Origin of the sequence: Salmonella sp. 32082101201600294FB01SM01, assembly GCF_017572865.1 — a bacterium.
In the GTDB taxonomy this organism is placed as follows: Bacteria; Pseudomonadota; Gammaproteobacteria; order Enterobacterales; family Enterobacteriaceae; genus Salmonella; species Salmonella enterica.
On sequence record NZ_JAGESB010000001.1, the window covers coordinates 797,353 to 823,295 of the forward strand.

Sequence of the window (25,943 nt, forward strand, 5' to 3'; positions counted from 1 at the left end):
GGTTACTTACTCATTCACGGAGAAAAAATATGATGATTTTGTTCAGGCGGATACTGTTCTGCCTGTTATGGCTTTGGCTGCCCGTCTCCTGGGCGGCGGAAAGCGGCTGGCTGCGTTCGCCCGATAACGACCATGCCAGCATACGGCTACGTGCCGATACGTCCGCTAACGGTGAGACCCGGCTGTTGCTGGATGTCAAACTGGAAAACGGCTGGAAAACCTACTGGCGCGCGCCGGGGGAAGGGGGCGTGGCGCCCTCTATCGCCTGGAAAGGCGACATGCCTGAGGTAAACTGGTTCTGGCCAACCCCCTCGCGCTTTGATGTGGCGAATATCACCACCCAGGGATATCACGACGAGGTGACCTTTCCGATGATCGTGCGCGGTACGCCGCCGGCGACCTTGAGCGGCGTGTTGACGTTATCAACCTGCAGCAATGTTTGTCTGTTGACCGATTACCCCTTTTCCGTGACGCCCACTGTGCAGAATGCCGATTTTGCCCATGACTATGCGCGGGCGATGGGTAAAGTTCCGCTCCGCAGTGGGCTAACGGACTCGCTTGACGTCGGCTATCGCCCGGGAGAACTGGTGGTCACTGCTACGCGAGCGGCGGGCTGGTCATCGCCCGGGCTCTATCTTGACACCATAGATGACGTCGATTTTGCGAAGCCTCGCCTGCGCGTAGAGGGCGACAGGTTACAGGCGACGGTGCCGGTGACGGACAGTTGGGGCGAAAAGGCGCCCGATTTGCGCAACAAATCGCTGACCCTCGTGTTAGCCGATGGCGCTATCGCCCAGGAGAGCACGCAAACCATTGGCGCTGCGCCAGCGCAAACGCCGGACAATGCGGCGCTACCTTTCTGGCAAGTTGTAATGATGGCGCTGATCGGCGGACTGATTCTTAATTTAATGCCCTGCGTACTGCCGGTTCTGGGCATGAAACTTGGCTCTATTTTATTGGTAGAGGAAAAAAGCCGCTCTCACATCAGGCGACAATTTTTGGCTTCGGTCGCCGGTATCATTGCGTCATTTATGGCGCTGGCGGCGTTTATGACCCTCCTTCGCCTGTCAAACCATGCGCTGGCCTGGGGAGTTCAGTTCCAGAATGCATGGTTTATTGGTTTTATGGCGCTGGTGATGTTGTTGTTTAGCGCCAGCCTGTTCGGGCTTTTTGAGTTCAGGCTTCCCTCATCTATGACCACGAAACTGGCCACTTACGGCGGTAACGGTATGTCGGGACATTTCTGGCAGGGGGCATTCGCCACGCTGCTGGCGACGCCTTGTAGCGCGCCGTTTCTGGGCACGGCGGTCGCCGTGGCGCTCACGGCGTCGCTGCCGACGCTGTGGGGGCTGTTCCTTGCGCTTGGCCTGGGAATGAGCGCGCCGTGGCTACTGGTCGCGATACGACCAGGGCTTGCGCTACGTTTACCGCGCCCCGGGCGCTGGATGAATGTCCTGCGCAGGATCCTCGGTCTGATGATGCTGGGGTCGGCTATCTGGCTGGCGACGTTACTCCTGCCGCATTTCGGCTTCACTGCGTCAAAGAGCGCGCAAGATACTGTTCAGTGGCAACCGTTGAGTGAACAGGCAATTCAGTCGGCGCTGGCGCAGCATAAGCGGGTATTTGTCGATGTCACTGCGGACTGGTGTATTACCTGTAAAGTGAATAAATACAACGTCCTGCAAAAAGAGGATGTGCAGGCCGCCTTGCAACAGCCGGATGTTGTGGCGCTGCGGGGAGACTGGACGCTGCCGTCCGATGCCATTACAGATTTTCTGAAAACGCGTGGCCAGGTCGCCGTGCCGTTTAATCAGGTATATGGCCCCGGCTTGCCGGAAGGGGAGGCACTGCCCACTTTGCTGACCCGCGATGCGGTATTACAAACGTTGAAAAAAGCGAAAGGAATAACCCAATGAAATACATGATTGTTTTGCTGCTGGCGCTGTTTTCGACGCTGAGCATCGCGCAAGAAACCGCTCCTTTTACGCCGGATCAGGAAAAGCAGATTGAAAATCTGATCCATGCGGCGTTGTTTAACGATCCTGCCAGCCCGCGGATAGGCGCTAAACACCCTAAGCTGACGCTGGTGAACTTTACGGATTACAACTGCCCGTACTGCAAACAGCTCGATCCGATGCTGGAAAAGATTGTGCAGAAATATCCTGACGTTGCGGTCATTATTAAACCGCTACCATTCAAAGGAGAGAGTTCCGTACTGGCGGCGCGTATTGCGCTGACCACCTGGCGCGAGCATCCGCAACAGTTCCTCGCGCTACATGAAAAACTCATGCAAAAGCGCGGTTACCATACGGATGACAGTATTAAACAGGCCCAGCAGAAAGCAGGGGCTACGCCAGTGACTCTGGATGAAAAAAGCATGGAAACGATACGCACTAATTTGCAGTTGGCAAGGCTGGTCGGCGTGCAAGGAACGCCAGCGACGATCATTGGCGACGAGCTGATTCCGGGCGCGGTGCCCTGGGATACGCTGGAAGCGGTGGTGAAAGAAAAACTGGCGGCTGCCAATGGCGGGTAAACTGCGGCGTTGGCTGCGCGAAGCCGCGGTTTTTCTGGCGCTCCTCATCGCGATAATGGTGGTCATGGACGTCTGGCGCGCGCCGCAGGCGCCTCCGGCGTTTGCCGCGACACCGTTACATACGCTGACGGGAGAGTCGACAACGCTGGCGACATTGAGCGAAGAACGCCCCGTACTGCTCTATTTTTGGGCCAGCTGGTGCGGGGTATGCCGCTTTACTACGCCTGCGGTCGCTCGCCTGGCGGCGGAAGGGGAAAACGTCATGACCGTTGCGCTCCGCTCCGGCGATGACGCTGAGGTTGCCCGCTGGCTGGCGCGCAAGGGCGTTGACTTTCCGGTCGTCAATGATGCTAATGGCGCCTTATCCGCTGGCTGGGAAATCAGCGTGACGCCAACGCTGGTGGTGGTTTCACAAGGTCGGGTTGTGTTCACCACCAGCGGCTGGACCAGCTATTGGGGCATGAAGCTTCGGCTATGGTGGGCAAAAACGTTCTGAATATGCGCCGGGGTTTCCCGGCGCTAACGCGTTTACTGTAAGAAAAACCCCCGTTTTGCGAAATCGTTCCCGGAAAAATGATCCATTTCTGTCACACTCAGAACGATTTGATAACAACAAGAGGTCATAGGGATGAAAAAATCATTACTCGCTGTTGCTGTGGCAGGGGCTGTTTTGTTGTCATCCGCCGTACAGGCGCAGACAACGCCGGAGGGTTATCAATTACAACAGGTGCTGATGATGAGCCGCCATAATCTGCGGGCGCCGCTGGCGAATAATGGCAGCGTACTGGCGCAGTCGACGCCGAACGCCTGGCCGGCGTGGGACGTTCCCGGTGGGCAGCTGACGACGAAAGGCGGCGTGCTGGAAGTCTATATGGGACACTACACACGTGAATGGCTGGTCGCGCAGAGGCTGATACCGTCGGGAGAATGTCCGGCGCCCGACACGGTATATGCCTATGCGAATAGTTTGCAGCGCACCGTCGCCACCGCGCAATTTTTCATTACTGGCGCTTTCCCCGGCTGTGATATTCCTGTTCATCATCAGGAAAAAATGGGCACTATGGACCCTACCTTCAATCCAGTAATTACCGATGATTCCGCCGCGTTCCGGCAACAGGCCGTACAGGCGATGGAAAAGGCGCGTAGTCAGCTACATCTTGATGAGAGTTATAAACTGCTTGAGCAGATAACGCATTATCAGGACTCGCCGTCCTGCAAAGAGAAGCATCAGTGTTCGCTAATCGACGCGAAAGATACCTTCAGCGCGAACTATCAGCAAGAGCCTGGCGTGCAGGGGCCGCTGAAAGTAGGGAACTCGCTGGTGGATGCGTTTACCCTGCAATATTACGAAGGGTTTCCGATGGATCAGGTCGCCTGGGGCGGCATCCACACCGATCGGCAGTGGAAGGTGCTGTCAAAACTGAAAAACGGCTACCAGGACAGCCTGTTTACCTCACCCACGGTGGCGCGCAATGTCGCTGCGCCGCTGGTGAAATATATCGATAAGGTGCTGGTTGCCGATCGCGTTAGCGCGCCGAAGGTGACCGTGCTGGTGGGGCATGATTCCAATATCGCGTCGCTGCTGACGGCGCTGGATTTTAAACCCTATCAGCTCCATGACCAGTATGAGAGAACGCCGATTGGCGGTCAGCTTGTCTTCCAACGCTGGCATGACGGCAACGCCAACCGGGATTTGATGAAAATCGAGTATGTCTACCAGAGCGCCCGGCAGTTACGTAACGCGGAAGCGTTAACGCTCAAATCGCCCGCGCAAAGGGTAACCCTGGAACTGAAAGGATGTCCGGTGGATGCGAACGGCTTCTGTCCGCTGGATAAATTCGATAACGTCATGAACACTGCCGCAAAATAGCCGTATGCCCCCGCGCAGGCGGGGGCGTTTGTGTTATACGTTCTTACGTTCGATGATTTGTTCGCCCCAGAAGAGCGAGTCTTTGTCCGTTTTCTCAAAGGCTTTGATCAGCACCTCATCGCTACCTTCTTCCCATATTTTTTCTGCCAGTTTCTCGTCATAGTGAGCGACTTCAAAAATGGCTTCGGCAATTTCCGGCGACGTATTACGCAGGCTTGCCCATTCGCCGACGCGGTGCGCTTTTGCTTCTTGAGTTGGCATTCGAATCCTCCTGTTGAAGATTAGCCGTTGAGTTTGACTGCCAGACCGGCGACGTATTCCCCCTGATAGCGAGCGATAGAGAGTTCCTCCTGGCTTGGTTGACGTGAACCGTCGCCTCCGGCGATAGTCGTTGCGCCATAAGGCGTGCCGCCGCGAACCTGGGAGACGTCAAACAGTTCCTGTGCGGCATAGCCTATCGGGACAATCACCATCCCATGATGGGCAAGCGTAGTCCAGGTCGAGGTGATGGTCTGCTCCTGGCCGCCGCCCGTTCCGGTAGAACTGAACACGCTGCCGAGCTTGCCGTATAGCGCGCCGGATGCCCACAGTCCGCCGGTTTGGTCCAGGAAGGTACGCATCTGGCCTGACATATTGCCAAACCGGGTTGGCGTACCAAAAATAATGGCATCGTAATCCGCCAGCTCCTGTGGGGTGGCAACCGGTGCGTTTTGTGTTTTACCGCCAGCTTTTGCGAAGATTTCAGGCGGCATTGTTTCTGGCACACGCTTTATAATGACCTCTGCGCCGTCGACTTTCTTTGCCCCTTCCGCCACCGCATGCGCCATGGTTTCAATGTGTCCGTACATGGAATAATAGAGCACCAGAATCTTTGCCATTTGTACTACTCCTCAGATTAATCAGGTGTGTAGCGATTCGCTACGTCTATTTAAAGATATGCTCTCCTGTGAAGAGTGCAAATTTCAGCGCCATTTCTTTGATTTATAACAATAATTAATTTGGCGATCTTTGTTGCAAAATGATACATTTTTAAGCGCTTTGATTTTTCTAAATATAAGAATAACTTATTTATTTCTTATGGTTATTATTCTGCGTATTCGGCTTCCGATGTTGCAGAATATTTCGGTAAGCGGCCTACCACGGCGTTTTTCACTATGCTTAATTTTACGCGGCGTTACTGATGATATCGTTCATACGCTGCGCGAGGAGATACTCCTCATTACCTATGCAATATGATGTCTAATCTATGACGGAGGTCAGTAATGGCAAACCATCGTGGCGGTTCCGGTAATTTTGCGGAAGACCGCGAAAGAGCATCAGAAGCAGGTCGTAAAGGTGGTCAGCACAGCGGGGGCAATTTTAAGAATGACCCGCAGCGTGCATCCGAAGCAGGCAAAAAAGGGGGCAAAAGCAGTAACCGTAATAGCTAGCCTGCGTCACAACAGCAAGACGCTGAGCGTTTCGCGCTAAAAAGCGTCATGCGCCACCGCCGCCGGATTTCCGGCGGTTTTTTTGTTTATAAGCCGGATTTGGTATGCTTGCGTCTTGACAAAAAGGAGAGGGCGCATGTCGCAACGCACAGAGAAAAAAATCGGGAAACGCTCGCAGGCCACCGGTGCAAAACGGCAGCTTATCTTAACCGCCGCGCTTGCTGTTTTTTCCCAGTATGGCATTCATGGCGCGCGTCTTGAGCAGGTCGCCGAGCGGGCAGGCGTCTCCAAAACCAATCTGCTTTATTATTATCCCTCGAAAGAGGCGCTGTATGTCGCGGTAATGCGACAGATCCTGGATGTCTGGCTGGCGCCGCTCAAGGCGTTTCGCGCAGAATTTTCCCCTCTGGAGGCCATCAAAGAGTATATCCGTCTCAAGCTGGAGGTTTCGCGTGATTATCCGCAGGCGTCGCGGCTCTTCTGCATGGAGATGCTGGCGGGCGCGCCGCTCTTAATGGAGGAACTGACCGGCGATCTAAAAGCGTTGATAGATGAAAAATCCGCGCTGATTGCCGGATGGGTGCACAGCGGGAAACTGGCGCCTGTCTCCCCGCACCATTTGATCTTCATGATTTGGGCCGCCACGCAACATTACGCCGATTTTGCCCCTCAGGTTGAGGCGGTAACCGGCGCGACGCTTCGCGATGAAGCCTTTTTCAACCAAACGGTCGAAAGCGTTCAGCGCATTATTATTGAAGGGATTCGCGTGCGTTAACCGGCTGGCGGCAGTGGGCAGCTCAAATCCCCCTCTTCACATTGCAGCAGCGAGGCTAAAAACGCTTCGCGTTCGTTCGTTTTATCGGTCAGGCACTGGCTGGCGATCATGGGTTGCACGCTGCCGCCCTCCGTACCTGAGCGAATCAGAGCGCAATCGGCGTCCCGCAGGGCAATCCATGCCACCTGCGCTTTTTGCAACAGCTCGCGCTGCGGCGGTTGCGCACGCTTAAGCGCGCTTTGATAGGTTTCGTTCAGCTTTTTATCTGCCGCCTGGTATTGCGCGGCGGCGCAGCGATTCATTTCCAGCTGCGTACTGGCGCTGGCACACTCATCGGCCAACGCCTGGCTGCTGAACAACAACGCCGCGCAGGTAAGGAAAATTCGTTTCATACGCTCCTCTGACGCGAGTAAAAAGGCTCCATTGACGGAGCCTTAATTAACCACAGTATTAGCCAATTGTCATCAGGCTGGCATTACCGCCAGCGGCAGCAGTGTTTACGCTCAGCGAACGTTCAATATAGAGCCGTTCCAGCAGCATATTGCTTTCGCCGCGGGCGAACCCCTGTACCGACACTATTGCGCCTTCGCGGGCGGCGACGGCTTCGCACACGGTTCGCAGCTTGTCGGAGTCGCCGTGGAAAATCACCGCGTCAAACGGCTGCGCCATCAGCGTTTCCGCTTTCGCAAACTGGACACGCGCCGCAACGGCGGCGGGGAGACGTTTCGCCAGATCGCGGTGGAAGGCGTCGTCTGACCATAGCGCCTGACTGCCGACGGCGAGAACGGCGGCAAGCTGCGTCAGCGCGTCCTGTTCGTCATCAGCCAGGCATAATACCCGTTCACGCGGCAACAACGTCCAGGTATTGCGCTCGCCGGTCGGCCCCGGTAGCAGGCGCTGCGTGCCGGCCTGCGCCAGATCGGCGAATTGTCGGCAGAGCGTCTGTAGCGCCGGGCGATCCGCCGCCCATTGCGTCAGGGCGGTCAACGGCGCGAGTAGCGTGGTTTTAAGCTGCGCATCCACCGGGTAACGCGCATCCTGACGAGTTAGCGTCGTATTGAGCGCATTGGGCGGGCGGTGTGCCAGCAGGCGGTAGAGGTAGAGCGGCCCCCCCGCTTTTGGCCCGGTACCGGACAGGCCTTCGCCGCCAAACGGCTGGACGCCGACAACCGCGCCCACCATATTACGGTTAACGTACAGGTTGCCGACATGGGCGGAACCGGTGACTTGCGCAATGGTTTCATCAATACGGGTATGTACGCCCAGCGTTAGCCCGTAGCCGGAAGCGTTAATCTGTTCGATAAGCTCCGCCAGTTGGTTACGGTTATAACGCACGACATGCAGCACGGGCCCGAAGACCTCTTTTTCCAGTTCTGCGAAGTTTTCCAACTCAATAAGCGTGGGCATAACAAACGTACCGGTCTGCCATTCCTGCGCGTCATCGTTGTTTTCACGCGCGGCCTGGAAAACCGGGCGGCCTTTGGCGCGCATCGTCTGGATATGACGCTCGATGTTGGCTTTGGCCTCGCTATCAATCACCGGCCCGATATCGGTCGTCAGACGGCCTGGATTCCCCATCCGACACTCCGCCATCGCGCCGCGTAACATTTTCAGCGTATGTTCGGCGATATCGTCCTGCAAACACAGCACGCGGAGCGCGGAACAGCGTTGTCCGGCGCTGTCGAAAGCGGAAGCCAGCACATCCACGACCACCTGCTCGGTGAGCGCGGAAGAGTCGACAATCATAGCGTTCATACCGCCAGTTTCCGCAATCAACGGAATAGGGCGGCCCTGGGCGTCAAGACGCGTGGCGATGTTGCGCTGCAACAACGTCGCGACCTCCGTGGAACCGGTAAACATCACGCCGCGTACACGCGCATCGGCGGTAAGCTGGGCGCCGACGGTTTCTCCCCGTCCCGGCAACAGTTGCACGACGCCCGGCGGTACGCCCGCTTCCAGCAAAATGGCAATGCCCTGGGCGGCAATCAGCGATGTCTGCTCTGCCGGTTTCGCCAGAACGCTGTTACCTGCCGCCAGCGCGGCGGCGATTTGGCCGGTGAAAATGGCCAGCGGGAAGTTCCACGGACTGATACAGACCACCGGCCCTAACGGGCGATGCGTTTCGTTATCGAAATCGTCACGCACTTGACCGGCATAATAATGGAGGAAGTCTACCGCTTCGCGCACTTCGGCAATGGCGTTGCTGAACGTTTTCCCCGCTTCGCGCACCAACAGGCCAATCAACTGCTGCATTTGGTCTTCCATCAATACCGCCGCCCGCTGCAAAATGGCGGCGCGTTCTTGCGGCGGCGTCGCAAACCAAACCGGCGCCTGATTGACCGCGTTTTGCAATGCCTGTTCAACCTCGCTTTCTGTCGCTTCGCGTCCCCAGCCGACAATATCTTTCGGTTCCGCCGGGTTGATAACCGGCGTCATCTCACCGTCGGCCACCGGTTGTTCCAGCACAGGTTTGGCCTGCCATTTCTGCATGGCGTTGCTTAACAGGGCAGAAGAAAGCGAGGCGAGGCGATGTTCATTCGCTAAATCAAGTCCGGCGGAGTTTATCCGACCTTCGCCGTACAGATCGCGCGGCAGCGGAATTTTCGGATGCGGTATGCCAGCCTGACCTTCCTGCTGCGCCAGTTTTTCCACGGCCTCGACCGGGTCGGCCACCAGTTCATCGAGCGGTAGGGTGGCATCGGCGATGCGGTTGACAAAAGAGGTGTTGGCGCCGTTTTCCAGCAGGCGTCGTACCAGATAGGCCAGCAGGGTTTCGTGTGTTCCCACCGGCGCGTAAATACGGCAGGGACGGTTAAGTTTTCCGTCCGCTACTTTACCGGTGACCTGTTCATACAGCGGTTCGCCCATGCCGTGCAGGCACTGGAATTCGTACTGACCCGGATAGTAATTTTGCCCGGCCAGATGATAAATCGCCGCCAGTGTGTGTGCGTTATGGGTCGCGAACTGCGGGTAGATCAGATTAGGGACGGCGAGCAATTTTTTCGCACAGGCCAGATAAGAGACATCGGTATACACTTTGCGGGTATAAACCGGATAACCCTCCAGCCCTTCCATTTGCGCGCGTTTGATCTCGCTATCCCAGTAGGCGCCTTTCACCAGACGAATCATCAGCCGACGGCGGCTACGGGAGGCCAGATCGACTAAATAATCAATGACCAGCGGGCAGCGTTTCTGGTAAGCCTGGATCACAAAGCCAATGCCGTTCCAGCCCGCCAGTTCGGGTTCGAAGCAGAGTTTTTCCAGCAGATCGAGCGAGATCTCCAGACGATCCGCCTCTTCGGCGTCGATATTGAGACCGATATCATACTGGCGCGCCAGCAGCGTCAGGGATTTCAGGCGCGGATAAAGCTCCTCCATTACCCGATCGTATTGCGCGCGACTATAGCGTGGATGCAGGGCGGACAGCTTAATCGAGATGCCTGGCCCTTCGTAAATACCGCGACCGTTAGACGCTTTGCCGATGGCATGAATCGCTTGCTGGTAAGAAACCATATAGGCCTGCGCATCGGCGGCGGTTAACGCGGCTTCGCCCAGCATATCGTAAGAATAGCGGAACCCTTTCTCTTCCAGTTTTCGGGCATTCGCCAGCGCCTGAGCAATGGTTTCGCCAGTCACGAACTGCTCGCCCATTAAACGCATCGCCATGTCGACGCCTTTGCGGATTAACGGTTCGCCGCTCTTGCCGATAATGCGGTTCAGCGAGCGCGAAAGATTGGCTTCGTTATGCGTTGAGACCAGGCGGCCGGTAAAGAGCAGCCCCCAGGTGGCGGCGTTTACAAACAGCGACGGGCTACGGCCAATATGCGACTGCCAGTTGCCATTACTGATTTTGTCGCGAATTAACGCATCGCGCGTAGCTTTGTCGGGAATACGCAGCAGCGCTTCCGCCAGACACATCAGCGCTACGCCTTCTTGCGAAGAGAGGGAAAACTCCTGCAACAGGCCTTGCACCATACCCGCGCGACCGCTGGCGGATTTTTGATTGCGCAATTTCTCCGCCAGTTGATACGCCAGTTTATGCGCCTGCTCAGCGACAGGCGGCGACAGGCGCGCCTGTTCCATTAGCATTGACACCGCATCGGTCTCCGGGCGGCGCCAGGCGGCAGTGATGGCGGCGCGAGAGACGGATTGGGGAAGAATCTGTTCGGCAAACTCCAGAAAGGGCTGATGCGGCTCATCCTGCGGCGCGACCGGCTCCTCGCTTTCATTTGCCGCGCCGGCAAACAGCGCAGGTAGCTCCGGTAGCGTATCGCTATTTTCCAGCTTGTCCAGATAGCTAAAGATTGCCTGTTTTATTAACCAGTGCGGCGTGCGATCGATACGCGAGGCGGCCATTTTGATCCGTTCGCGCGTGGCGTCGTCCAGCTTAACCCCCATCGTGGTGGTTCCCATACCCTCTACTCCTGTTATTCGCTCTATCTGCTAACCAATAGTTAGCGGAAAATATCCACTATGTTGCAACTTTGTGCAACCGCGTTAAATGTGACCTGCGTTGCAAGCTTAAAAATGAATAAATTGTTAAAAAAAGAAAGTGGGAGTCTGACGGGGAAAACCATCTGGATTTATTTTCTCTGCGGTAGTTAACACTTTTAAAAGGTGCAACCGCAAAAAATGTGAGAGAGTGCAACCTGGAGAAAAATAGTATCCCTCTGCAATCAAATTTGATGTAAATGGTGTGTTAAATCGATTGTGAATAACCACCGCTTCCGGCAGGATACGGTCGCCCTGGTAAACATAACACCCTTGCCACGTTCCGGCAGGGTACAAAACGGCACGCTACGGTAGTGCCAATAAATAAATTTGGAGAACCTTGATGGCTATTAGCACACCGATGTTGGTGACATTCTGTGTCTATATTTTTGGCATGATATTGATTGGGTTTATCGCCTGGCGCTCAACCAAAAACTTTGATGACTATATTCTTGGCGGTCGCAGCCTGGGGCCGTTTGTTACGGCTTTATCAGCCGGCGCGTCGGATATGAGCGGCTGGCTGTTAATGGGGCTGCCTGGCGCTATCTTTCTGTCGGGGATCTCTGAAAGCTGGATCGCCATTGGCCTGACGTTAGGCGCATGGATTAACTGGAAGCTGGTGGCCGGGCGCCTGCGCGTGCATACCGAATTTAACAATAACGCGCTCACGTTGCCGGACTATTTTACCGGTCGGTTTGAGGATAAGAGCCGAGTCCTGCGTATTATTTCCGCGCTGGTCATTCTGCTGTTTTTCACTATCTATTGCGCGTCAGGTATTGTCGCTGGAGCACGACTGTTCGAAAGCACCTTCGGTATGAGCTATGAAACCGCACTGTGGGCGGGGGCCGCGGCAACCATTATTTATACCTTTATCGGCGGGTTTCTTGCCGTTAGCTGGACGGATACCGTTCAGGCCAGCCTGATGATTTTTGCGTTAATCCTGACGCCGGTGATGGTTATTGTCGGCGTAGGCGGTTTTAGCGAGTCGCTGGAGGTGATCAAGCAAAAGAGCATCGAGAATGTCGACATGCTCAAGGGGCTGAATTTTGTCGCCATTATTTCCCTGATGGGCTGGGGACTGGGTTACTTCGGTCAGCCGCATATCCTGGCGCGCTTTATGGCGGCGGACTCCCATCACAGCATTGTTCATGCGCGTCGTATCAGTATGACCTGGATGATTCTGTGTCTGGCGGGCGCGGTGGCGGTGGGCTTCTTTGGCATTGCGTACTTTAACAATAACCCCGCGCTGGCCGGGGCGGTGAACCAAAACTCAGAGCGCGTATTTATTGAACTGGCGCAGATCCTGTTTAACCCGTGGATTGCCGGTGTTCTGCTGTCTGCTATCCTGGCGGCGGTGATGTCGACGTTGAGCTGTCAGTTGCTGGTATGCTCCAGCGCGATTACGGAAGATTTATATAAGGCTTTTCTGCGTAAAAGCGCCAGCCAGCAAGAGCTGGTATGGGTAGGGCGAGTGATGGTGCTGGTGGTAGCGCTGATCGCCATTGCGCTGGCGGCGAATCCCGATAACCGTGTGCTGGGGCTGGTGAGCTACGCCTGGGCTGGATTCGGCGCGGCATTTGGACCTGTTGTCCTGTTTTCTGTGATGTGGTCGCGTATGACACGTAACGGCGCGCTGGCGGGAATGATTATTGGCGCGGTGACGGTTATCGTCTGGAAACAATATGGCTGGCTGGATCTGTATGAGATCATCCCTGGCTTCATTTTCGGCAGCCTGGGGATCGTAATCTTTAGCCTGCTTGGCAAAGCGCCGACAGCAGCGATGCAGGAACGCTTTGCAAAAGCGGACGCGCATTATCATTCCGCGCCGCCGTCGAAGCTACAGGCGGAATAACCGACATGTCCGATAGCATTATTGCCATCGGACATATTTTACCAGGCGGCGTTATACGCCCGCCTGGTCCTCTGATAAGTCCCGGACCGATTGACTGAAGATGTTCAGGTAAATGAGGACGCACTCTCAAACTATTTTTAGCCCTTGAGCGCCGTTAACGCGGGCGTAATACATCTCGAGTAATCACTAACTAGCCATATATGAAATCGCCTGTTAATGGTACCAATAGCCTTGACGCAATAGAATAATGACAAAAATTAAAACAAGTCAGCGTTACTGGCGTAAGTATGCCGCACAAAATTTTGCATAAATAATGCCGTTTTAGCGATGGGAGAGAGGACACGTTAATTATTCCATTTTAACCTTATATATGTTCAATATTCAATGGGTTATGGATGTTTTCAGCATTAATACCCGCAGTAGCTAATGATTATCTTTTTTAGTCTCCTGCCGATGAAATAATCGTGTAATCTTTCTGTAAGAGACTGACAATGACGCAATAATGTTTGGTTAATATTTGGTGAATATATTGTTGCATTATTGATGTTTTGTGTTGTACTTAGTAGTAATAGCGGTAGTTCCCCGGCAGTGATGGTCACTCACTATGGAGATCGCGAATGGTAATGTCCGCACCAGGACACATTGTTTACAGTAGTTACAACACCCTGTACGGACATTCTCTCTCCGGTGGTGGTCTTGTCATCTTAAAAGCTCTCATCATTTCTCTTACTGTCCATACCCATGACGTCATATGTGGTGCGCGTAGCCGTGTGTGGCGTCGTTTCAAAAAGCAAGCTAAGGCTTACAAGGAAGCCAACCCTCAGATGTGTGTGCGCATAATCGCGTTCAAGAGAACGCGGGTGATGTATACCTACAACTCAAGGTGCTATCCATGGGAAGACAAAAAGCAGTGATCAAAGCTCGTCGTGAAGCAAAGCGTGTGTTGAGACGAGATTCGCGTAGTCATAAGCAACGTGAAGAAGAATCGGTCACGTCACTGGTACAGATGGGCGGAGTAGAAGCCATTGGCATGGCGCGCGATAGTCGCGATACCTCGCCTGTTAAGGCGCGAAATGAAGCACAGGCGCATTATCTGAACGCTATCGACAGTAAACAGCTTATTTTTGCGACCGGCGAAGCCGGCTGCGGGAAAACATGGATCAGTGCGGCAAAGGCGGCAGAAGCATTGATTCATAAGGACGTCGAGAGGATCATTGTGACGCGTCCGGTATTGCAAGCTGATGAAGACCTTGGTTTTTTGCCCGGTGATATCGCTGAAAAATTCGCGCCTTATTTTCGTCCCGTCTACGATGTCCTGCTTAAACGGTTGGGCGCGTCCTTTATGCAATATTGTTTGCGCCCGGAAATCGGTAAGGTTGAAATTGCCCCGTTCGCCTATATGCGTGGGCGTACTTTTGAAAATGCGGTCGTGATCCTCGATGAGGCGCAAAATGTGACTGCGGCGCAAATGAAAATGTTTTTGACGCGATTAGGCGAAAATGTCACGGTCATTGTCAATGGCGATATTACGCAATGCGACCTGCCGCGCGGCGTGCGTTCCGGGTTGAGCGATGCGTTGGAACGCTTTGAAGAAGATGAAATGGTAGGGATTGTGCATTTCAACAAAGACGACTGCGTGCGCTCGGCGCTTTGTCAGCGAACGCTTCACGCATACAGCTAATATAGCATTGACTTTCAGAGCCCGGGAAACCGGGCTTTGTTATCTATAAAGCATCCAGCAGACTCATGGACAAAAAAGGAAAATGACGCCTGTACGGGAAAGGAATTATTTTGTCATGTCCAGGGCATTCATTGTCCGTAATTTGCTTTCTCGGGCCTGTTCCGGCGAGGACTGTACAAGAAGGGTATAGAGCAGGTCAAAGACGAAAAGCTGCGCGGCTTTCGTACCGATCGAGTCACCCTGCAACATTCCTTGCCGATTACCATTGATCAGGCAAAAATCGGCCTCTTCACATAATGGAGAACCCAGATTATGGGTAATGGCGACTGTGGTGGCGCCAGCCTGTCGGGCCAATCGGAGTGAATGCACTGTTTCTGGCGATGTGCCCGAGTGACTGACACCCATCGCGACATCGCCTGCTTTTAATAGCGTAGCCTGCATGTACATAAAATGGTTATTGCTTACCGCATCGCCCCGTAAACCAATACGCATTAGCTTGTGTTTCATATCCAGCGCCGTGATCCCCGATGAGCCCACACCAAAGATATAAACTGAGTGACAGTGACGTAGGGCGTCCACGACACCGAGAACCTGTTGCATATCAAGCAGATTTAGCGTTTCAGATAATACATTACTAATGGTGTTCTGCAATTTTAAACCAATGGCGTGGGCATCGTCGGATTCGCTAACTTCGGCATCCAGTAGAGGACTACTGTCATCAGACTCGGTAGTGGCAAGTTCAATGGCCAGGTCCATTTTAAAATCCTGAAAACCTTTATAGCCCAGGGTGCGACAAAAGCGAATAACCGTGGCTTCTCCGGCCTGTGTTTCGCGCGACAAATCGGCAATAGATGACTGTGTCACCTGTCTGGGGAAGGCTAAAATATATTGCGCAATACGCTGGGAGGCACGTGTCAGGCTTTTTTGCATAGCACCCAGAGTATCAAGGATTTTTCCGGGTTTAAGACGTGGGGGTTGAGGCTCCATATAGTTCCTGCTCTTGAGGGCTGATTGCGGCACAAAGCCTGCAATATCGAACAGAGCAGAGCCTATCAAGTCTGCGGCATGAAAAAAAGCGCGATGTAAGTAAAGGAGGGGGAATATTTACATCGCGTTGCCAACTTATGACAGAACATCACTGGAGAGTAATCTGTTTGCTCTTACGGTGTTTATAGCGCGCCATTTGACGGATGGTTTATACCTGGCCCGGTATTGTCGCCCCGGGCGTTGGCGTCACCGTGTGCTGTGTCGGTATAGCGTGGTATCATGAAATCATAATGTCACCTTTGGTTCAGGTTTTTCATCCAGCGTCAATGGCGGTGCCGGGGCAAATAACGGGGCGAAAATAACGCCGCTGATCACCACGCTTAGCGAGCCAATGACCCCATAAAAGAAGAAGTTAAGGTCAGTGGCATAGCGTGCGCCCAGCACGGTAATGACGCTGATAATAATTCCTAAAACCGCACTCCCGGCATTTGCTCGTTTAAAGAAAATGCCCAGCATGAACAGACCGGTCATTGGCCCTCCCATCAGACCTATCAGACTATTAAATGCATCCCAGATTTCTGATTCATCGGCCATGACCAGCCATACCGAGGCTGCGCTACTTATCAGGCCCGCGACCAGAATAACTAACTTAGCTATTTTCATACGGTTTTCTGGCGTTCTTTTTTTATGACTCAAACGCTGATAGATATCGGAATTAAAACAACTGGAAATGCTGTTTAAGCTGCTGGAGATGCTGGACTGCGCGGCAGCGAAAATAGCGGCGATTATCAACCCTGCAATGCCGACTGGCATTTCGGTGACCACGAATAAGGGTAAAATGCCGCCAGTGTTGAATCCCGCCGGTAATAATTGTGGATGTTGCTGATAGTAGACAAACAATGCCGAGCCGATAGCAAAAAAGAAAACAGGGATCACAGCAACCAGTTTGGCATTTGTAAGTAATGTTTTCTTCGTTTCCTCTATGGAGTCAGTCACGATATAGCGTTGGACCACATCCTGACTGGCAGTAAATTGCTGAATATTGGCAAACAGAAAACCAATCATCAATACAGGTACTGTGCTTTCCGTCCAGCTCCAGTGGAACTGCGTAGCCGGAAAGAATTTATCCGCCTGCTGCGTCACCGTAAAAATTTCACCAATGCCGCCCTGGACTTTGAGACATATCACTATAAAAATCAGTATCGCGCTGCCAGAAAGTAAGAGGCCTTGAATAACATCAGTCCATATTACTCCTTCAATTCCACCCATCCAGGTATAAATGATACACATCACGCTAATCAACAGTACCAAAATCACCGGGTCTATAGCGATGAAGGGGCGCAAGGCCAGCACGGTGAGGAAAGTGATAATGGCGATACGTCCGATATGAAACAACATAAATGACATGCTGGCGAATAGACGGCAGCGCACATCGAACCGTGCTTCGAGATATTCATAGGCTGATGTGACTTTCAATTTCCGAAAAAACGGAATATAGAAATAAAAAACCAGCGGTAAAATTGCGATAGCCAGATACTGACCAATGATAAACGTCCAGTCGGAAGTAAACGCTTTGGCAGGAATTGACATAAATGTAATTGAGCTTAACGTAGTAGCAAATACACTGACCCCAGCCGCCCAACCAGGAACCCGGCCACCACCGCGAAAATAATCGTCTGCTGTTTTTTGCCGTCTGGAAAAATAGACACCGACTAACATCATGGCCAGGAGGTAGCCAAATAATACAAGATAATTAACGATGCCGAAAGAATGTGTAATCATAGTTCTTTCCTGCTTATGGTTTTGAGTAGAGTTGCGGTCATCGTCTGTGTATTTTTATCTTCCCATCATTCAGACGATACGATATTCAGATCAAGTAATAGTTTTTGTTAATCTCAATGACGGTAATCATGAGATGTAAAAGGCAGAACATTTATGCTCCACCAATGGTGATGCCCAGACGTATGTCCTGCCGGATACCTGAAATAGCAGCTATCCGATATTGCGTTCAAACAGGTTTCAGGCCTGGGTATCGTATTTGCCGATAGCATTATTAACGTCGGATCATTCTCTGAGACATAAATATCAATAGTAAGCGTGTTCATTTTCTTTTCCTGTTCAGCGTCTTACTGCATGACTGAACCACTGACAGATATGCTCGATACGGGTGATAGCGGAACCAACGGTAACTGCCCAGGCACCATGCTCAATAGCATTGGCCGCCAGTGCAGGCGTGTTATAGCGCCCCTCGGCAATAACACGACAACCTGCATGGCTCAGTTGCGTCACCATTGCCAAATCTGGCTCAACCGGCGTGATGGGGCCGGTATAGCCAGACAATGTTGTACCAATGAATTCGATTCCTTTCTGATGGCAACTTATGCCTTCATTCACGGTTGAACAGTCTGCCATCGCCAGTAATCCATGCAGGCGAATACGTGTCAGTAAACTATCAATATCAACCGGGCGAGAGCGGAATGAGGCATCAAAAGCGATAATATCGGCACCTGCCTGCGCCAGGGCGTCAACATCCTGTAAATAGGGAGTGATACGGACTGGCGACCCTGTAAGGTCACGTTTAATTATCCCAATAATTGGAACAGAAAGATGGGAACGAACAGTCCGCAGATTCTCAATGCCTTCAATGCGCACAGCGACCGCACCCGCCGAAGCCGCTGCCTGTGCCATTGCAGCCACAATTTCAGGTTTATCCATAGGGCTGCCTGGTACCGGTTGGCATGAGACAATCAGCCCACCGTTTTCGTGTACACTTTGTTCCAGCCTGGCTAATAGTGACATCCAGTTCCGCCTTATATATTTTGAAGTTTTGCTCCGTTTTATGTTATGTTGTGGAGTGTTGCTGCATCAAGCAAAAAGATAGAAAAATGTGAACACAGTCATAAGGTATGTTTGTTATTCAATTACTGCGCCAGCGGATTTGAGGCTATAACCTGAAGCTACAAGACAAATACAATTCATTCTGACGGCAGCATGCTGTATTTTATTAACTGCTTCCGGCATAAAGATAAAATGCTCAGAAGGAGCTTATACGCCACGGGATAGCCAGTATGAAATGCATCACATAATTCTTGTTGTATTTATTCAGAATGCTATCACTAATGAGTTTGGCCATAACAGGTCACCCATAATCACTTCTAACATCACCATGGGGTGCTTTTACCTCGCACATGATAACCCCATGTAATTATTTTTAGCGCTTGGTCACATTTTGTCATTATCATTGTTGAAATTATGCGCCATAAGATCACTAATGATGAAGCTTTACTCCAATTGTATTTCTTCGCATGGGGATGCAGATGAAAAACTTTAAGAAAATGATGACGCTAATGGCGCTATGTTTATCAGTCGCTATCACCACATCAGGATATGCAACGACGCTTCCTGATATACCAGAACCACTGAAAAATGGTACTGGCGCTATTGATAATAATGGCGTGATTTATGTCGGCTTAGGTACCGCAGGGACATCCTGGTATAAAATTGATCTTAAAAAGCAACATAAAGACTGGGAGCGTATAAAGTCGTTTCCTGGTGGAGCTCGTGAGCAATCCGTGTCGGTATTTTTAAATGATGAGCTTTATGTTTTTGGTGGCGTAGGGAAAAAAAACAGTGAATCACCGTTGCAGGTTTATAGCGATGTGTACAAATACTCACCGGTGAAAAATACATGGCAAAAAGTTGACACTATATCTCCAGTTGGATTAACAGGGCATACGGGAGTAAAATTAAACGAAACGATGGTACTTATTACCGGAGGGGTTAATGAGCATATCTTTGATAAGTATTTTATTGATATAGCGGCTGCGGCTGCGGATGAAAGTGAAAAAAATAAAGTCATCTATAATTATTTTAATAAACCTGCCAAAGATTATTTTTTTAATAAAATCGTATTTATCTACAATGCTAAAGAGAACACATGGAAGAATGCCGGTGAGCTGCCAGGCGCGGGGACGGCAGGATCGTCATCGGTAATGGAAAATAATTTCCTGATGCTGATTAATGGTGAGCTCAAACCGGGTTTACGTACCGATGTGATTTACCGCGCCATGTGGGATAACGACAAGCTAACATGGTTGAAGAACAGCCAGTTACCGCCCTCGCCTGGAGAACAACAGCAAGAAGGGTTGGCCGGAGCATTTTCGGGCTATAGTCACGGTGTCCTGCTTGTCGGTGGTGGCGCGAATTTTCCGGGAGCAAAACAAAATTATACCAATGGAAAGTTTTATTCCCACGAAGGAATAAATAAAAAATGGCGAGATGAAGTCTATGGTTTGGTTAATGGCCATTGGCAATATATGGGTAAAATGAAACAACCTCTCGGCTATGGTGTATCAGTAAGTTATGGTGATGAAGTTTTCCTTATCGGTGGTGAAAATGCTAAAGGGAAACCTGTTTCGTCTGTAACCTCCTTTACCATGCGTGATGGTAATTTATTAATAAAATAATTTTTAAATACAAAAACAAAGTTAATTGATAAGCGGAGTATTTTATGAAAATCAACAGATATCTTCTGGGTATGGTTTCGTTTATAGCATTTTCATCATATCTACAAGCGGCAACCATTGATTATCGGCATGAATATGCTGATAGAACCAGAATTAATAAAGACCGTATTGCTATAATTGAAAAACTTCCTAACGGCATTGGTTTTTATGTCGATGCCAGCGTTAAATCGGGAGGAGTAGATGGTGAGCAGGATAAGCATTTAAGCGATCTCGTCGCAAACGCTATAGAACTGGGCGTAAGTTATAATTATAAAGTTACGGGCCATTTTGTTTTGCAGCCGGGATTTATATTTGAAAGCGGTCCAGACACTTCAATTTATAAGCCTTATTTAAGGGTGCAATATAATTTTGATTCTGGTATTTATATGGCTGGTCGTTACCGCTATGACTATGCAAGAAAGACAGCTAACTACAATGATGATGAGAAAACGAATAGATTTGATACTTATATAGGTTATGTTTTTGATGAGTTGAAATTAGAATATAACTTTACCTGGATGGATAGCGATCAAATTAAATTTGATAACAAAAAAACAAACTATGAGCATAATGTGGCTTTAGCCTGGAAACTGAATAAGTCATTTACACCATACGTTGAGGTTGGAAATGTAGCGGTGAGAAATAATACCGATGAGAGACAGACCCGTTATCGCGTTGGATTACAATACCACTTTTGAGAAAGGTTAAAGAGTTACTGTACTAATCTTTGCTTAGTATTCATATCGATAATCTTATAGCCCGTAGCTACGTTACAGAACGTTAGACTTTGTCTTGAGTATTCACGTCCTTAACGTAGCTACGAATAAGGATGATAAACAATGAATATACGCTTTACATAGCTACGATCTCAGGCGGTTGTCGGAAAGTGCCGGTTGATAGTGTCTTATTCGGCAATTGATATGACTTAAAAATTAATTCCGTAAGCATTTCAGACGGTAACAGCAAATAAGGGTTTTATTGTGATAGCAAAATTCTTCCCGTGGTATAGCGAGATAACACGTCCACAAAAAAATGCTTTATTTTCAGCATGGCTGGGTTACGTTTTTGATGGCTTCGACTTTATGCTGATTTTCTACATTATGTATCTGATCAAGGCTGACTTAGGATTGACAGATATGGAGGGCGCATTCCTTGCCACAGCGGCCTTTATTGGGCGACCATTTGGCGGGGCGCTATTTGGTCTGCTGGCAGATAAATTTGGCCGTAAGCCGTTAATGATGTGGTCGATAGTTGCCTATTCTGTAGGTACAGGGTTAAGTGGCCTGGCTTCCGGTGTAATTATGCTGACGCTTAGTCGTTTCATTGTCGGTATGGGGATGGCGGGGGAGTATGCTTGCGCTTCTACTTATGCCGTGGAAAGTTGGCCAAAGCATTTAAAATCTAAAGCGAGCGCATTTCTGGTTTCAGGTTTCGGTATTGGTAACATCATAGCAGCCTACTTTATGCCTTCATTTGCCGAAGCGTATGGTTGGCGTGCTGCTTTTTTTGTCGGTTTGCTACCCGTTCTTTTAGTAATCTACATCCGGGCCAGGGCTCCTGAATCTAAAGAGTGGGAAGAAGCCAAACTCAGTGGTCTCGGAAAGCACTCACAAAGTGCCTGGTCAGTTTTCTCTTTGTCAATGAAAGGGCTATTTAATCGAGCTCAATTTCCACTGACATTATGTGTATTTATTGTTCTGTTCTCTATTTTCGGCGCAAACTGGCCGATCTTTGGTCTACTGCCTACATATTTGGCGGGAGAGGGCTTTGATACGGGCGTGGTCTCTAATTTAATGACGGCGGCGGCATTCGGCACTGTATTGGGAAATATCGTTTGGGGTCTGTGCGCAGATAGAATTGGTTTGAAGAAAACGTTCAGCATTGGTCTTCTCATGTCCTTTTTATTCATTTTCCCGTTATTCAGAATTCCGCAAGATAATTATTTAGTGCTGGGCGCATGTTTATTCGGTTTAATGGCGACTAACGTAGGTGTTGGCGGGCTGGTTCCCAAATTTCTCTACGACTACTTTCCTCTTGAGGTTCGTGGTTTGGGTACCGGGCTGATTTACAATCTTGCTGCGACATCAGGCACATTCAATTCAATGGCGGCGACCTGGCTTGGAATAACAATGGGGCTAGGCGTTGCGCTAACGTTCATTGTTGCTTTCTGGACCGCAACAATTCTACTCATTATTGGCTTATCCATTCCGGATAGGCTAAAAGCACGTCGTGAAAGGTTTCAGTCAACAAAAGAATTTTAATAGAGGATAAATGATGACGAAATACGGTGTTGTAGGTACGGGTTATTTTGGCGCTGAACTGGCGCGATTTATGTCTAAGGTTGAAGGGGCGAAAATCACTGCGATTTACGATCCGGTAAATGCGGATCCGATAGCGAAAGAGCTGAACTGTGTCGCCACTGCAACGATAGAGGCGCTTTGTACCCATCCTGATGTGGATTGCGTAATTATTGCTTCACCAAATTACTTACATAAAGCGCCGGTCATTGCGGCGGCTAAAGCGGGTAAACACGTGTTTTGTGAAAAACCTATCGCCTTAAATTACCAGGATTGTAAGGATATGGTTGATGCCTGCAAAGAAGCTGGTGTTACCTTTATGGCGGGTCACGTTATGAACTTTTTTCATGGGGTTCGCCACGCTAAAGCGCTCATCAAAGCCGGTGAAATCGGTGAAGTTACACAAGTTCACACTAAACGTAATGGTTTTGAAGACGTGCAGGATGAGATCTCATGGAAGAAGATTCGCGCAAAGTCAGGCGGGCATCTGTACCATCACATTCACGAGCTAGATTGTACACTGTTCATCATGGATGAAACCCCATCCCTGGTTTCAATGGCGGCGGGGAATGTTGCGCACAAAGGTGAAAAATTTGGTGATGAAGATGATGTTGTCCTAATCACTCTTGAGTTCGAAAGCGGTCGTTTCGCGACACTTCAGTGGGGATCATCGTTCCACTACCCTGAGCACTATGTATTAATTGAGGGCACGACAGGTGCAATTCTCATTGATATGCAAAATACGGCTGGTTATCTAATAAAAGCGGGCAAAAAAACACACTTTCTTGTGCATGAAAGCCAGGCGGAGGATGACGATCGTCGCAACGGTAACATATCCAGCGAGATGGATGGCGCAATCGCTTATGGTAAACCCGGTAAACGTACGCCGATGTGGCTCTCATCAATTATGAAACTGGAGATGCAGTACTTGCATGATGTGATAAACGGTCTGGAGCCAGGCGAGGAGTTTGCTAAATTGCTAACAGGAGAAGCGGCGACAAATGCCATTGCTACCGCTGATGCTGCGACGCTTTCCTCAAACGAGGGGCGCAAAGTAAAACTCACTGAAATTCTTGGCTAAAATTGAAAGCCGGATGGTGGTGTTATTACCCGGTGGCGCTGCGCTTATGTAGACCGGATAAGGCACCTGTGAACTATGCGCCATCCGGCAATGGACGGGGGCTTAATGCGAAAAAAGCCCGTACTTTCGTACGAGCTCTTTCTTGAATATGGCGGTGAGGGGGGGATTGACTCGCTGCGCTCGCCCTTCGGGCAGTCTCCTCGCAAGCTCGTCGTCTGTCCAACTGGCTGCGCCAGTTGTCGAACCCCGGTCGGTGGTTCTCATCCCCCCTTGGTTTGGGGGATACATATAAGCAAAAAGCCCGTACTTCTGTACAGGCTCTCAACTTGAATATGGCGGTGAGGGGGGGATTCGAACCCCCGATACGTTGCCGTATACACACTTTCCAGGCGTGCTCCTTCAGCCACTCGGACACCTCACCAAATTGTCGCTCCAGCATTACTGGAACGGGCGCTAATGTAGGGAAATATCCTTTCTACGTCAATCAACTTTTTCAAAAAAAAGCGCGTTTATACAAACTTCCACCAATCTGTGGCTTTAATAAGCGAAAACTGCTTTTTTTGCCCGCGCCGGGAAATTTGCTATGCTGCACATCCCGTTGAAAACGCTGATAACAGGCGCAATCACATTCCGCACCATACTGCTCAGGAGATAACATGGAGATAATTTTTTATCACCCGACATTTAACGCCGCCTGGTGGGTAAATGCGCTGGAGAAGGCTCTCCCACATGCGCGCGTTCGTGAATGGAAGGTCGGTGATAACAACCCCGCAGACTATGCGCTTGTATGGCAGCCCCCGGTTGAAATGCTGGCCGGAAGACGCTTAAAAGCCGTCTTTGCGCTGGGCGCGGGGGTGGATGCAATTCTGAGTAAATTAAATGCGCATCCGGAAATGCTGGACGCCTCCATTCCTCTATTCCGTCTGGAAGATACCGGAATGGGCCTGCAAATGCAGGAGTATGCCGTCAGCCAGGTATTACACTGGTTCCGTCGTTTCGATGATTATCAGGCGCTGAAGAATCAGGCGCTATGGAAACCGCTGCCGGAATATACCCGCGAAGAATTTAGCGTCGGTATCATGGGCGCAGGGGTGCTGGGCGCAAAAGTGGCAGAAAGTCTACAGGCGTGGGGGTTCCCGTTACGTTGCTGGAGTCGTAGCCGCAAATCCTGGCCTGGCGTGGAAAGTTATGTGGGGCGTGAAGAGCTGCGCGCTTTCCTGAGCCAGACGCGGGTGCTGATTAATCTGCTGCCGAATACGGCCCAAACGGTAGGAATTATTAATAGCGAATTGTTGGATCAATTGCCGGATGGCGCCTACGTGCTGAATCTCGCGCGCGGCGTTCATGTTCAGGAGGCGGATCTGCTGGCTGCGCTTGATAGCGGTAAGCTAAAAGGCGCGATGTTGGATGTCTTTAGCCAGGAACCGTTACCGCAGGAAAGTCCATTATGGCGCCATCCGCGAGTCGCCATGACGCCGCACATTGCGGCAGTCACCCGTCCGGCGGAAGCCATCGATTATATTAGCCGCACCATTACCCAACTGGAGAAGGGAGAGCCGGTGACGGGGCAGGTGGATCGGGCGAGAGGATATTGACATCAACCCGGCGCGGGCCGGGTTTCGCTAAAAAACGCTGGCGATACCTGCTATCCTTGTCGGAAATGACTACAGGAGAGAGCAATGTATCCCGTTGACCTGCATATGCATACCGTCGCCAGCACTCATGCCTACAGTACTCTGAGTGATTATATCGCGGAAGCCAAACGCAAAGGCATTAAACTTTTTGCGATTACCGATCATGGTCCGGACATGGAAGATGCGCCGCATCACTGGCATTTTATTAACATGCGCATCTGGCCGCGTCTGGTTGACGGCGTGGGGATACTGCGTGGCATTGAGGCGAATATCAAGAACATTAACGGTGAAATTGATTGTTCCGGAAAGATGTTCGACTCGCTGGATCTGATTATCGCAGGCTTTCATGAGCCCGTTTTTGCGCCGCATGATAAAGAAACCAATACCCAGGCGATGATCGCGACCATCGCCAGCGGCAAGGTGCATATAATTAGTCACCCCGGAAATCCAAAGTATCCAGTGGAGGTTGAAGCCATCGCGCAGGCGGCGGCGAAACACCATGTAGCGCTGGAAATCAACAACTCTTCTTTTCTGCATTCGCGTAAAGGAAGCGAAGATAATTGCCGCGCGGTCGCTGCCGCCGTACGCGATGCGGGAGGCTGGGTAGCGTTAGGCTCTGATTCCCATACGGCCTTTACGCTTGGCGATTTCACCGAATGCCGGAAAATTCTGGATGCGGTGAATTTTCCGGAAGATCGAATCCTGAACGTCTCGCCGCAGCGCTTACTGGCCTTTCTCGAATCACGCGGTATGGCGCCTGTACCGGAATTTGCCGAACTTTAATCGTTATTTACGGGAAGATAT

General features: G+C 51.0%; 21 protein-coding genes, 1 tRNA gene and 1 other RNA gene. 14 read left to right on the forward strand and 9 right to left on the reverse strand.

Annotation, left to right across the window (positions count from 1 at the left end; genetic code table 11):
* Positions 1 to 29: 29 nt before the first annotated feature.
* The 4 genes from J4645_RS03785 (at position 30) to agp (ending at position 4,406) form a co-directional block, all read left to right on the forward strand.
* Complete coding sequence (locus J4645_RS03785; protein WP_023214759.1) at positions 30 to 1,916, forward strand: protein-disulfide reductase DsbD domain-containing protein; 1,887 nt, start codon at positions 30 to 32, stop codon at positions 1,914 to 1,916.
* Positions 1,913 to 2,536 carry a DsbA family protein gene (locus J4645_RS03790; RefSeq protein WP_000876690.1) on the forward strand — a complete coding sequence of 208 codons (624 nt, stop codon included), beginning with the start codon at positions 1,913 to 1,915 and terminating at the stop codon, positions 2,534 to 2,536. The genes J4645_RS03785 and J4645_RS03790 overlap by 4 nt, the downstream gene beginning before the upstream one ends.
* Positions 2,526 to 3,032 (forward strand): protein disulfide oxidoreductase, encoded by a 507-nt coding sequence (locus J4645_RS03795; protein ID WP_000907523.1) that lies wholly within the window; start codon positions 2,526 to 2,528, stop codon positions 3,030 to 3,032. The genes J4645_RS03790 and J4645_RS03795 overlap by 11 nt, the downstream gene beginning before the upstream one ends.
* Positions 3,033 to 3,164: 132 nt before the next feature.
* Entirely contained in the window at positions 3,165 to 4,406 is a 1,242-nt protein-coding gene (gene agp / locus J4645_RS03800) for a bifunctional glucose-1-phosphatase/inositol phosphatase (protein ID WP_017440948.1), read from the forward strand.
* Between the two features lie 33 nt (positions 4,407 to 4,439).
* Here agp and J4645_RS03805 read toward each other — a convergent pair whose 3' ends face one another.
* Together J4645_RS03805 and wrbA are read right to left on the reverse strand one after the other, a co-directional pair.
* Positions 4,440 to 4,667 carry a YccJ family protein gene (locus J4645_RS03805; RefSeq protein ID WP_001143125.1) on the reverse strand — a complete coding sequence of 76 codons (228 nt, stop codon included), beginning with the start codon at positions 4,665 to 4,667 and terminating at the stop codon, positions 4,440 to 4,442.
* 20 nt (positions 4,668 to 4,687) lie between these two features.
* Positions 4,688 to 5,284, reverse strand: a complete 597-nt coding sequence (gene wrbA, locus J4645_RS03810) for an NAD(P)H:quinone oxidoreductase (RefSeq protein WP_001062898.1) — start codon at positions 5,282 to 5,284, stop codon at positions 4,688 to 4,690.
* A 384-nt stretch (positions 5,285 to 5,668) separates the two neighbouring features.
* On the opposite strand from wrbA, the gene J4645_RS03815 reads away from it, so the two are divergent.
* Positions 5,669 to 5,836, forward strand: coding sequence for a general stress protein (locus J4645_RS03815; protein WP_001273663.1), 168 nt, complete (start codon positions 5,669 to 5,671; stop codon positions 5,834 to 5,836).
* A 136-nt stretch (positions 5,837 to 5,972) separates the two neighbouring features.
* Positions 5,973 to 6,611, forward strand: a complete 639-nt coding sequence (rutR, locus tag J4645_RS03820) for an HTH-type transcriptional regulator RutR (protein WP_000083128.1) — start codon at positions 5,973 to 5,975, stop codon at positions 6,609 to 6,611.
* Here rutR and J4645_RS03825 read toward each other — a convergent pair.
* A complete protein-coding gene (locus J4645_RS03825) occupies positions 6,608 to 7,003 on the reverse strand; it encodes a lysozyme inhibitor LprI family protein (RefSeq protein WP_000821064.1) in 396 nt (131 codons plus the stop codon). The two genes, rutR and J4645_RS03825, sit on opposite strands and share 4 nt — an antisense overlap.
* A gap of 58 nt (positions 7,004 to 7,061) precedes the next feature.
* On the reverse strand, positions 7,062 to 11,024 hold the full coding sequence (gene putA, locus J4645_RS03830; protein ID WP_023204328.1) for a trifunctional transcriptional regulator/proline dehydrogenase/L-glutamate gamma-semialdehyde dehydrogenase: 3,963 nt from the start codon (positions 11,022 to 11,024) through the stop codon (positions 7,062 to 7,064).
* Between the two features lie 421 nt (positions 11,025 to 11,445).
* On the opposite strand from putA, the gene putP reads away from it, so the two are divergent.
* Positions 11,446 to 12,954: a sodium/proline symporter PutP gene (putP, locus tag J4645_RS03835; protein ID WP_001018467.1), complete on the forward strand. Its 1,509-nt coding sequence runs from the start codon at positions 11,446 to 11,448 to the stop codon at positions 12,952 to 12,954.
* A gap of 892 nt (positions 12,955 to 13,846) precedes the next feature.
* A complete protein-coding gene (phoH, locus tag J4645_RS03840) occupies positions 13,847 to 14,635 on the forward strand; it encodes a phosphate starvation-inducible protein PhoH (protein WP_000533527.1) in 789 nt (262 codons plus the stop codon).
* A 105-nt stretch (positions 14,636 to 14,740) separates the two neighbouring features.
* On the opposite strand, the gene J4645_RS03845 is transcribed toward phoH, so the two are convergent.
* The 3 genes from J4645_RS03845 to J4645_RS03855 all read right to left on the reverse strand — a co-directional run bounded on the left by J4645_RS03845 (position 14,741) and on the right by J4645_RS03855 (position 18,421).
* Positions 14,741 to 15,622: a MurR/RpiR family transcriptional regulator gene (locus J4645_RS03845; RefSeq protein ID WP_000433674.1), complete on the reverse strand. Its 882-nt coding sequence runs from the start codon at positions 15,620 to 15,622 to the stop codon at positions 14,741 to 14,743.
* Positions 15,623 to 15,907: 285 nt separating this feature from the next.
* Positions 15,908 to 17,404, reverse strand: coding sequence for a sodium:solute symporter (locus J4645_RS03850; protein ID WP_000628085.1), 1,497 nt, complete (start codon positions 17,402 to 17,404; stop codon positions 15,908 to 15,910).
* 336 nt (positions 17,405 to 17,740) lie between these two features.
* Complete coding sequence (locus J4645_RS03855; protein WP_023214761.1) at positions 17,741 to 18,421, reverse strand: N-acetylmannosamine-6-phosphate 2-epimerase; 681 nt, start codon at positions 18,419 to 18,421, stop codon at positions 17,741 to 17,743.
* A 506-nt stretch (positions 18,422 to 18,927) separates the two neighbouring features.
* Between J4645_RS03855 and J4645_RS03860 the strand changes: the two genes are divergently transcribed.
* The 4 genes from J4645_RS03860 to J4645_RS03875 all read left to right on the forward strand — a co-directional run bounded on the left by J4645_RS03860 (position 18,928) and on the right by J4645_RS03875 (position 23,505).
* On the forward strand, positions 18,928 to 20,088 hold the full coding sequence (locus J4645_RS03860; RefSeq protein WP_000525757.1) for an N-acetylneuraminate epimerase: 1,161 nt from the start codon (positions 18,928 to 18,930) through the stop codon (positions 20,086 to 20,088).
* 44 nt (positions 20,089 to 20,132) lie between these two features.
* Positions 20,133 to 20,825 (forward strand): oligogalacturonate-specific porin KdgM family protein, encoded by a 693-nt coding sequence (locus J4645_RS03865; RefSeq protein WP_023215386.1) that lies wholly within the window; start codon positions 20,133 to 20,135, stop codon positions 20,823 to 20,825.
* A gap of 282 nt (positions 20,826 to 21,107) precedes the next feature.
* Positions 21,108 to 22,388 (forward strand): MFS transporter, encoded by a 1,281-nt coding sequence (locus J4645_RS03870; RefSeq protein ID WP_023214765.1) that lies wholly within the window; start codon positions 21,108 to 21,110, stop codon positions 22,386 to 22,388.
* Between the two features lie 10 nt (positions 22,389 to 22,398).
* The gene (locus tag J4645_RS03875) at positions 22,399 to 23,505 is read left to right on the forward strand and encodes a Gfo/Idh/MocA family oxidoreductase (protein WP_077911093.1); all 1,107 of its coding nucleotides are present in this window, start codon (positions 22,399 to 22,401) and stop codon (positions 23,503 to 23,505) included.
* Positions 23,506 to 23,654: 149 nt separating this feature from the next.
* On the opposite strand, the gene J4645_RS03880 is transcribed toward J4645_RS03875, so the two are convergent.
* Together J4645_RS03880 and J4645_RS03885 are read right to left on the reverse strand one after the other, a co-directional pair.
* Positions 23,655 to 23,790: non-coding RNA, RtT sRNA (locus J4645_RS03880), on the reverse strand.
* Positions 23,791 to 23,838: 48 nt separating this feature from the next.
* A tRNA-Ser gene (locus tag J4645_RS03885) sits at positions 23,839 to 23,926 on the reverse strand.
* A gap of 235 nt (positions 23,927 to 24,161) precedes the next feature.
* On the opposite strand from J4645_RS03885, the gene ghrA reads away from it, so the two are divergent.
* Positions 24,162 to 25,100: a glyoxylate/hydroxypyruvate reductase GhrA gene (gene ghrA, locus J4645_RS03890; protein ID WP_023214767.1), complete on the forward strand. Its 939-nt coding sequence runs from the start codon at positions 24,162 to 24,164 to the stop codon at positions 25,098 to 25,100.
* 84 nt (positions 25,101 to 25,184) lie between these two features.
* Positions 25,185 to 25,922: a phosphatase gene (locus J4645_RS03895; RefSeq protein WP_023214768.1), complete on the forward strand. Its 738-nt coding sequence runs from the start codon at positions 25,185 to 25,187 to the stop codon at positions 25,920 to 25,922.
* The last annotated feature ends 21 nt before the right edge of the window (positions 25,923 to 25,943 follow it).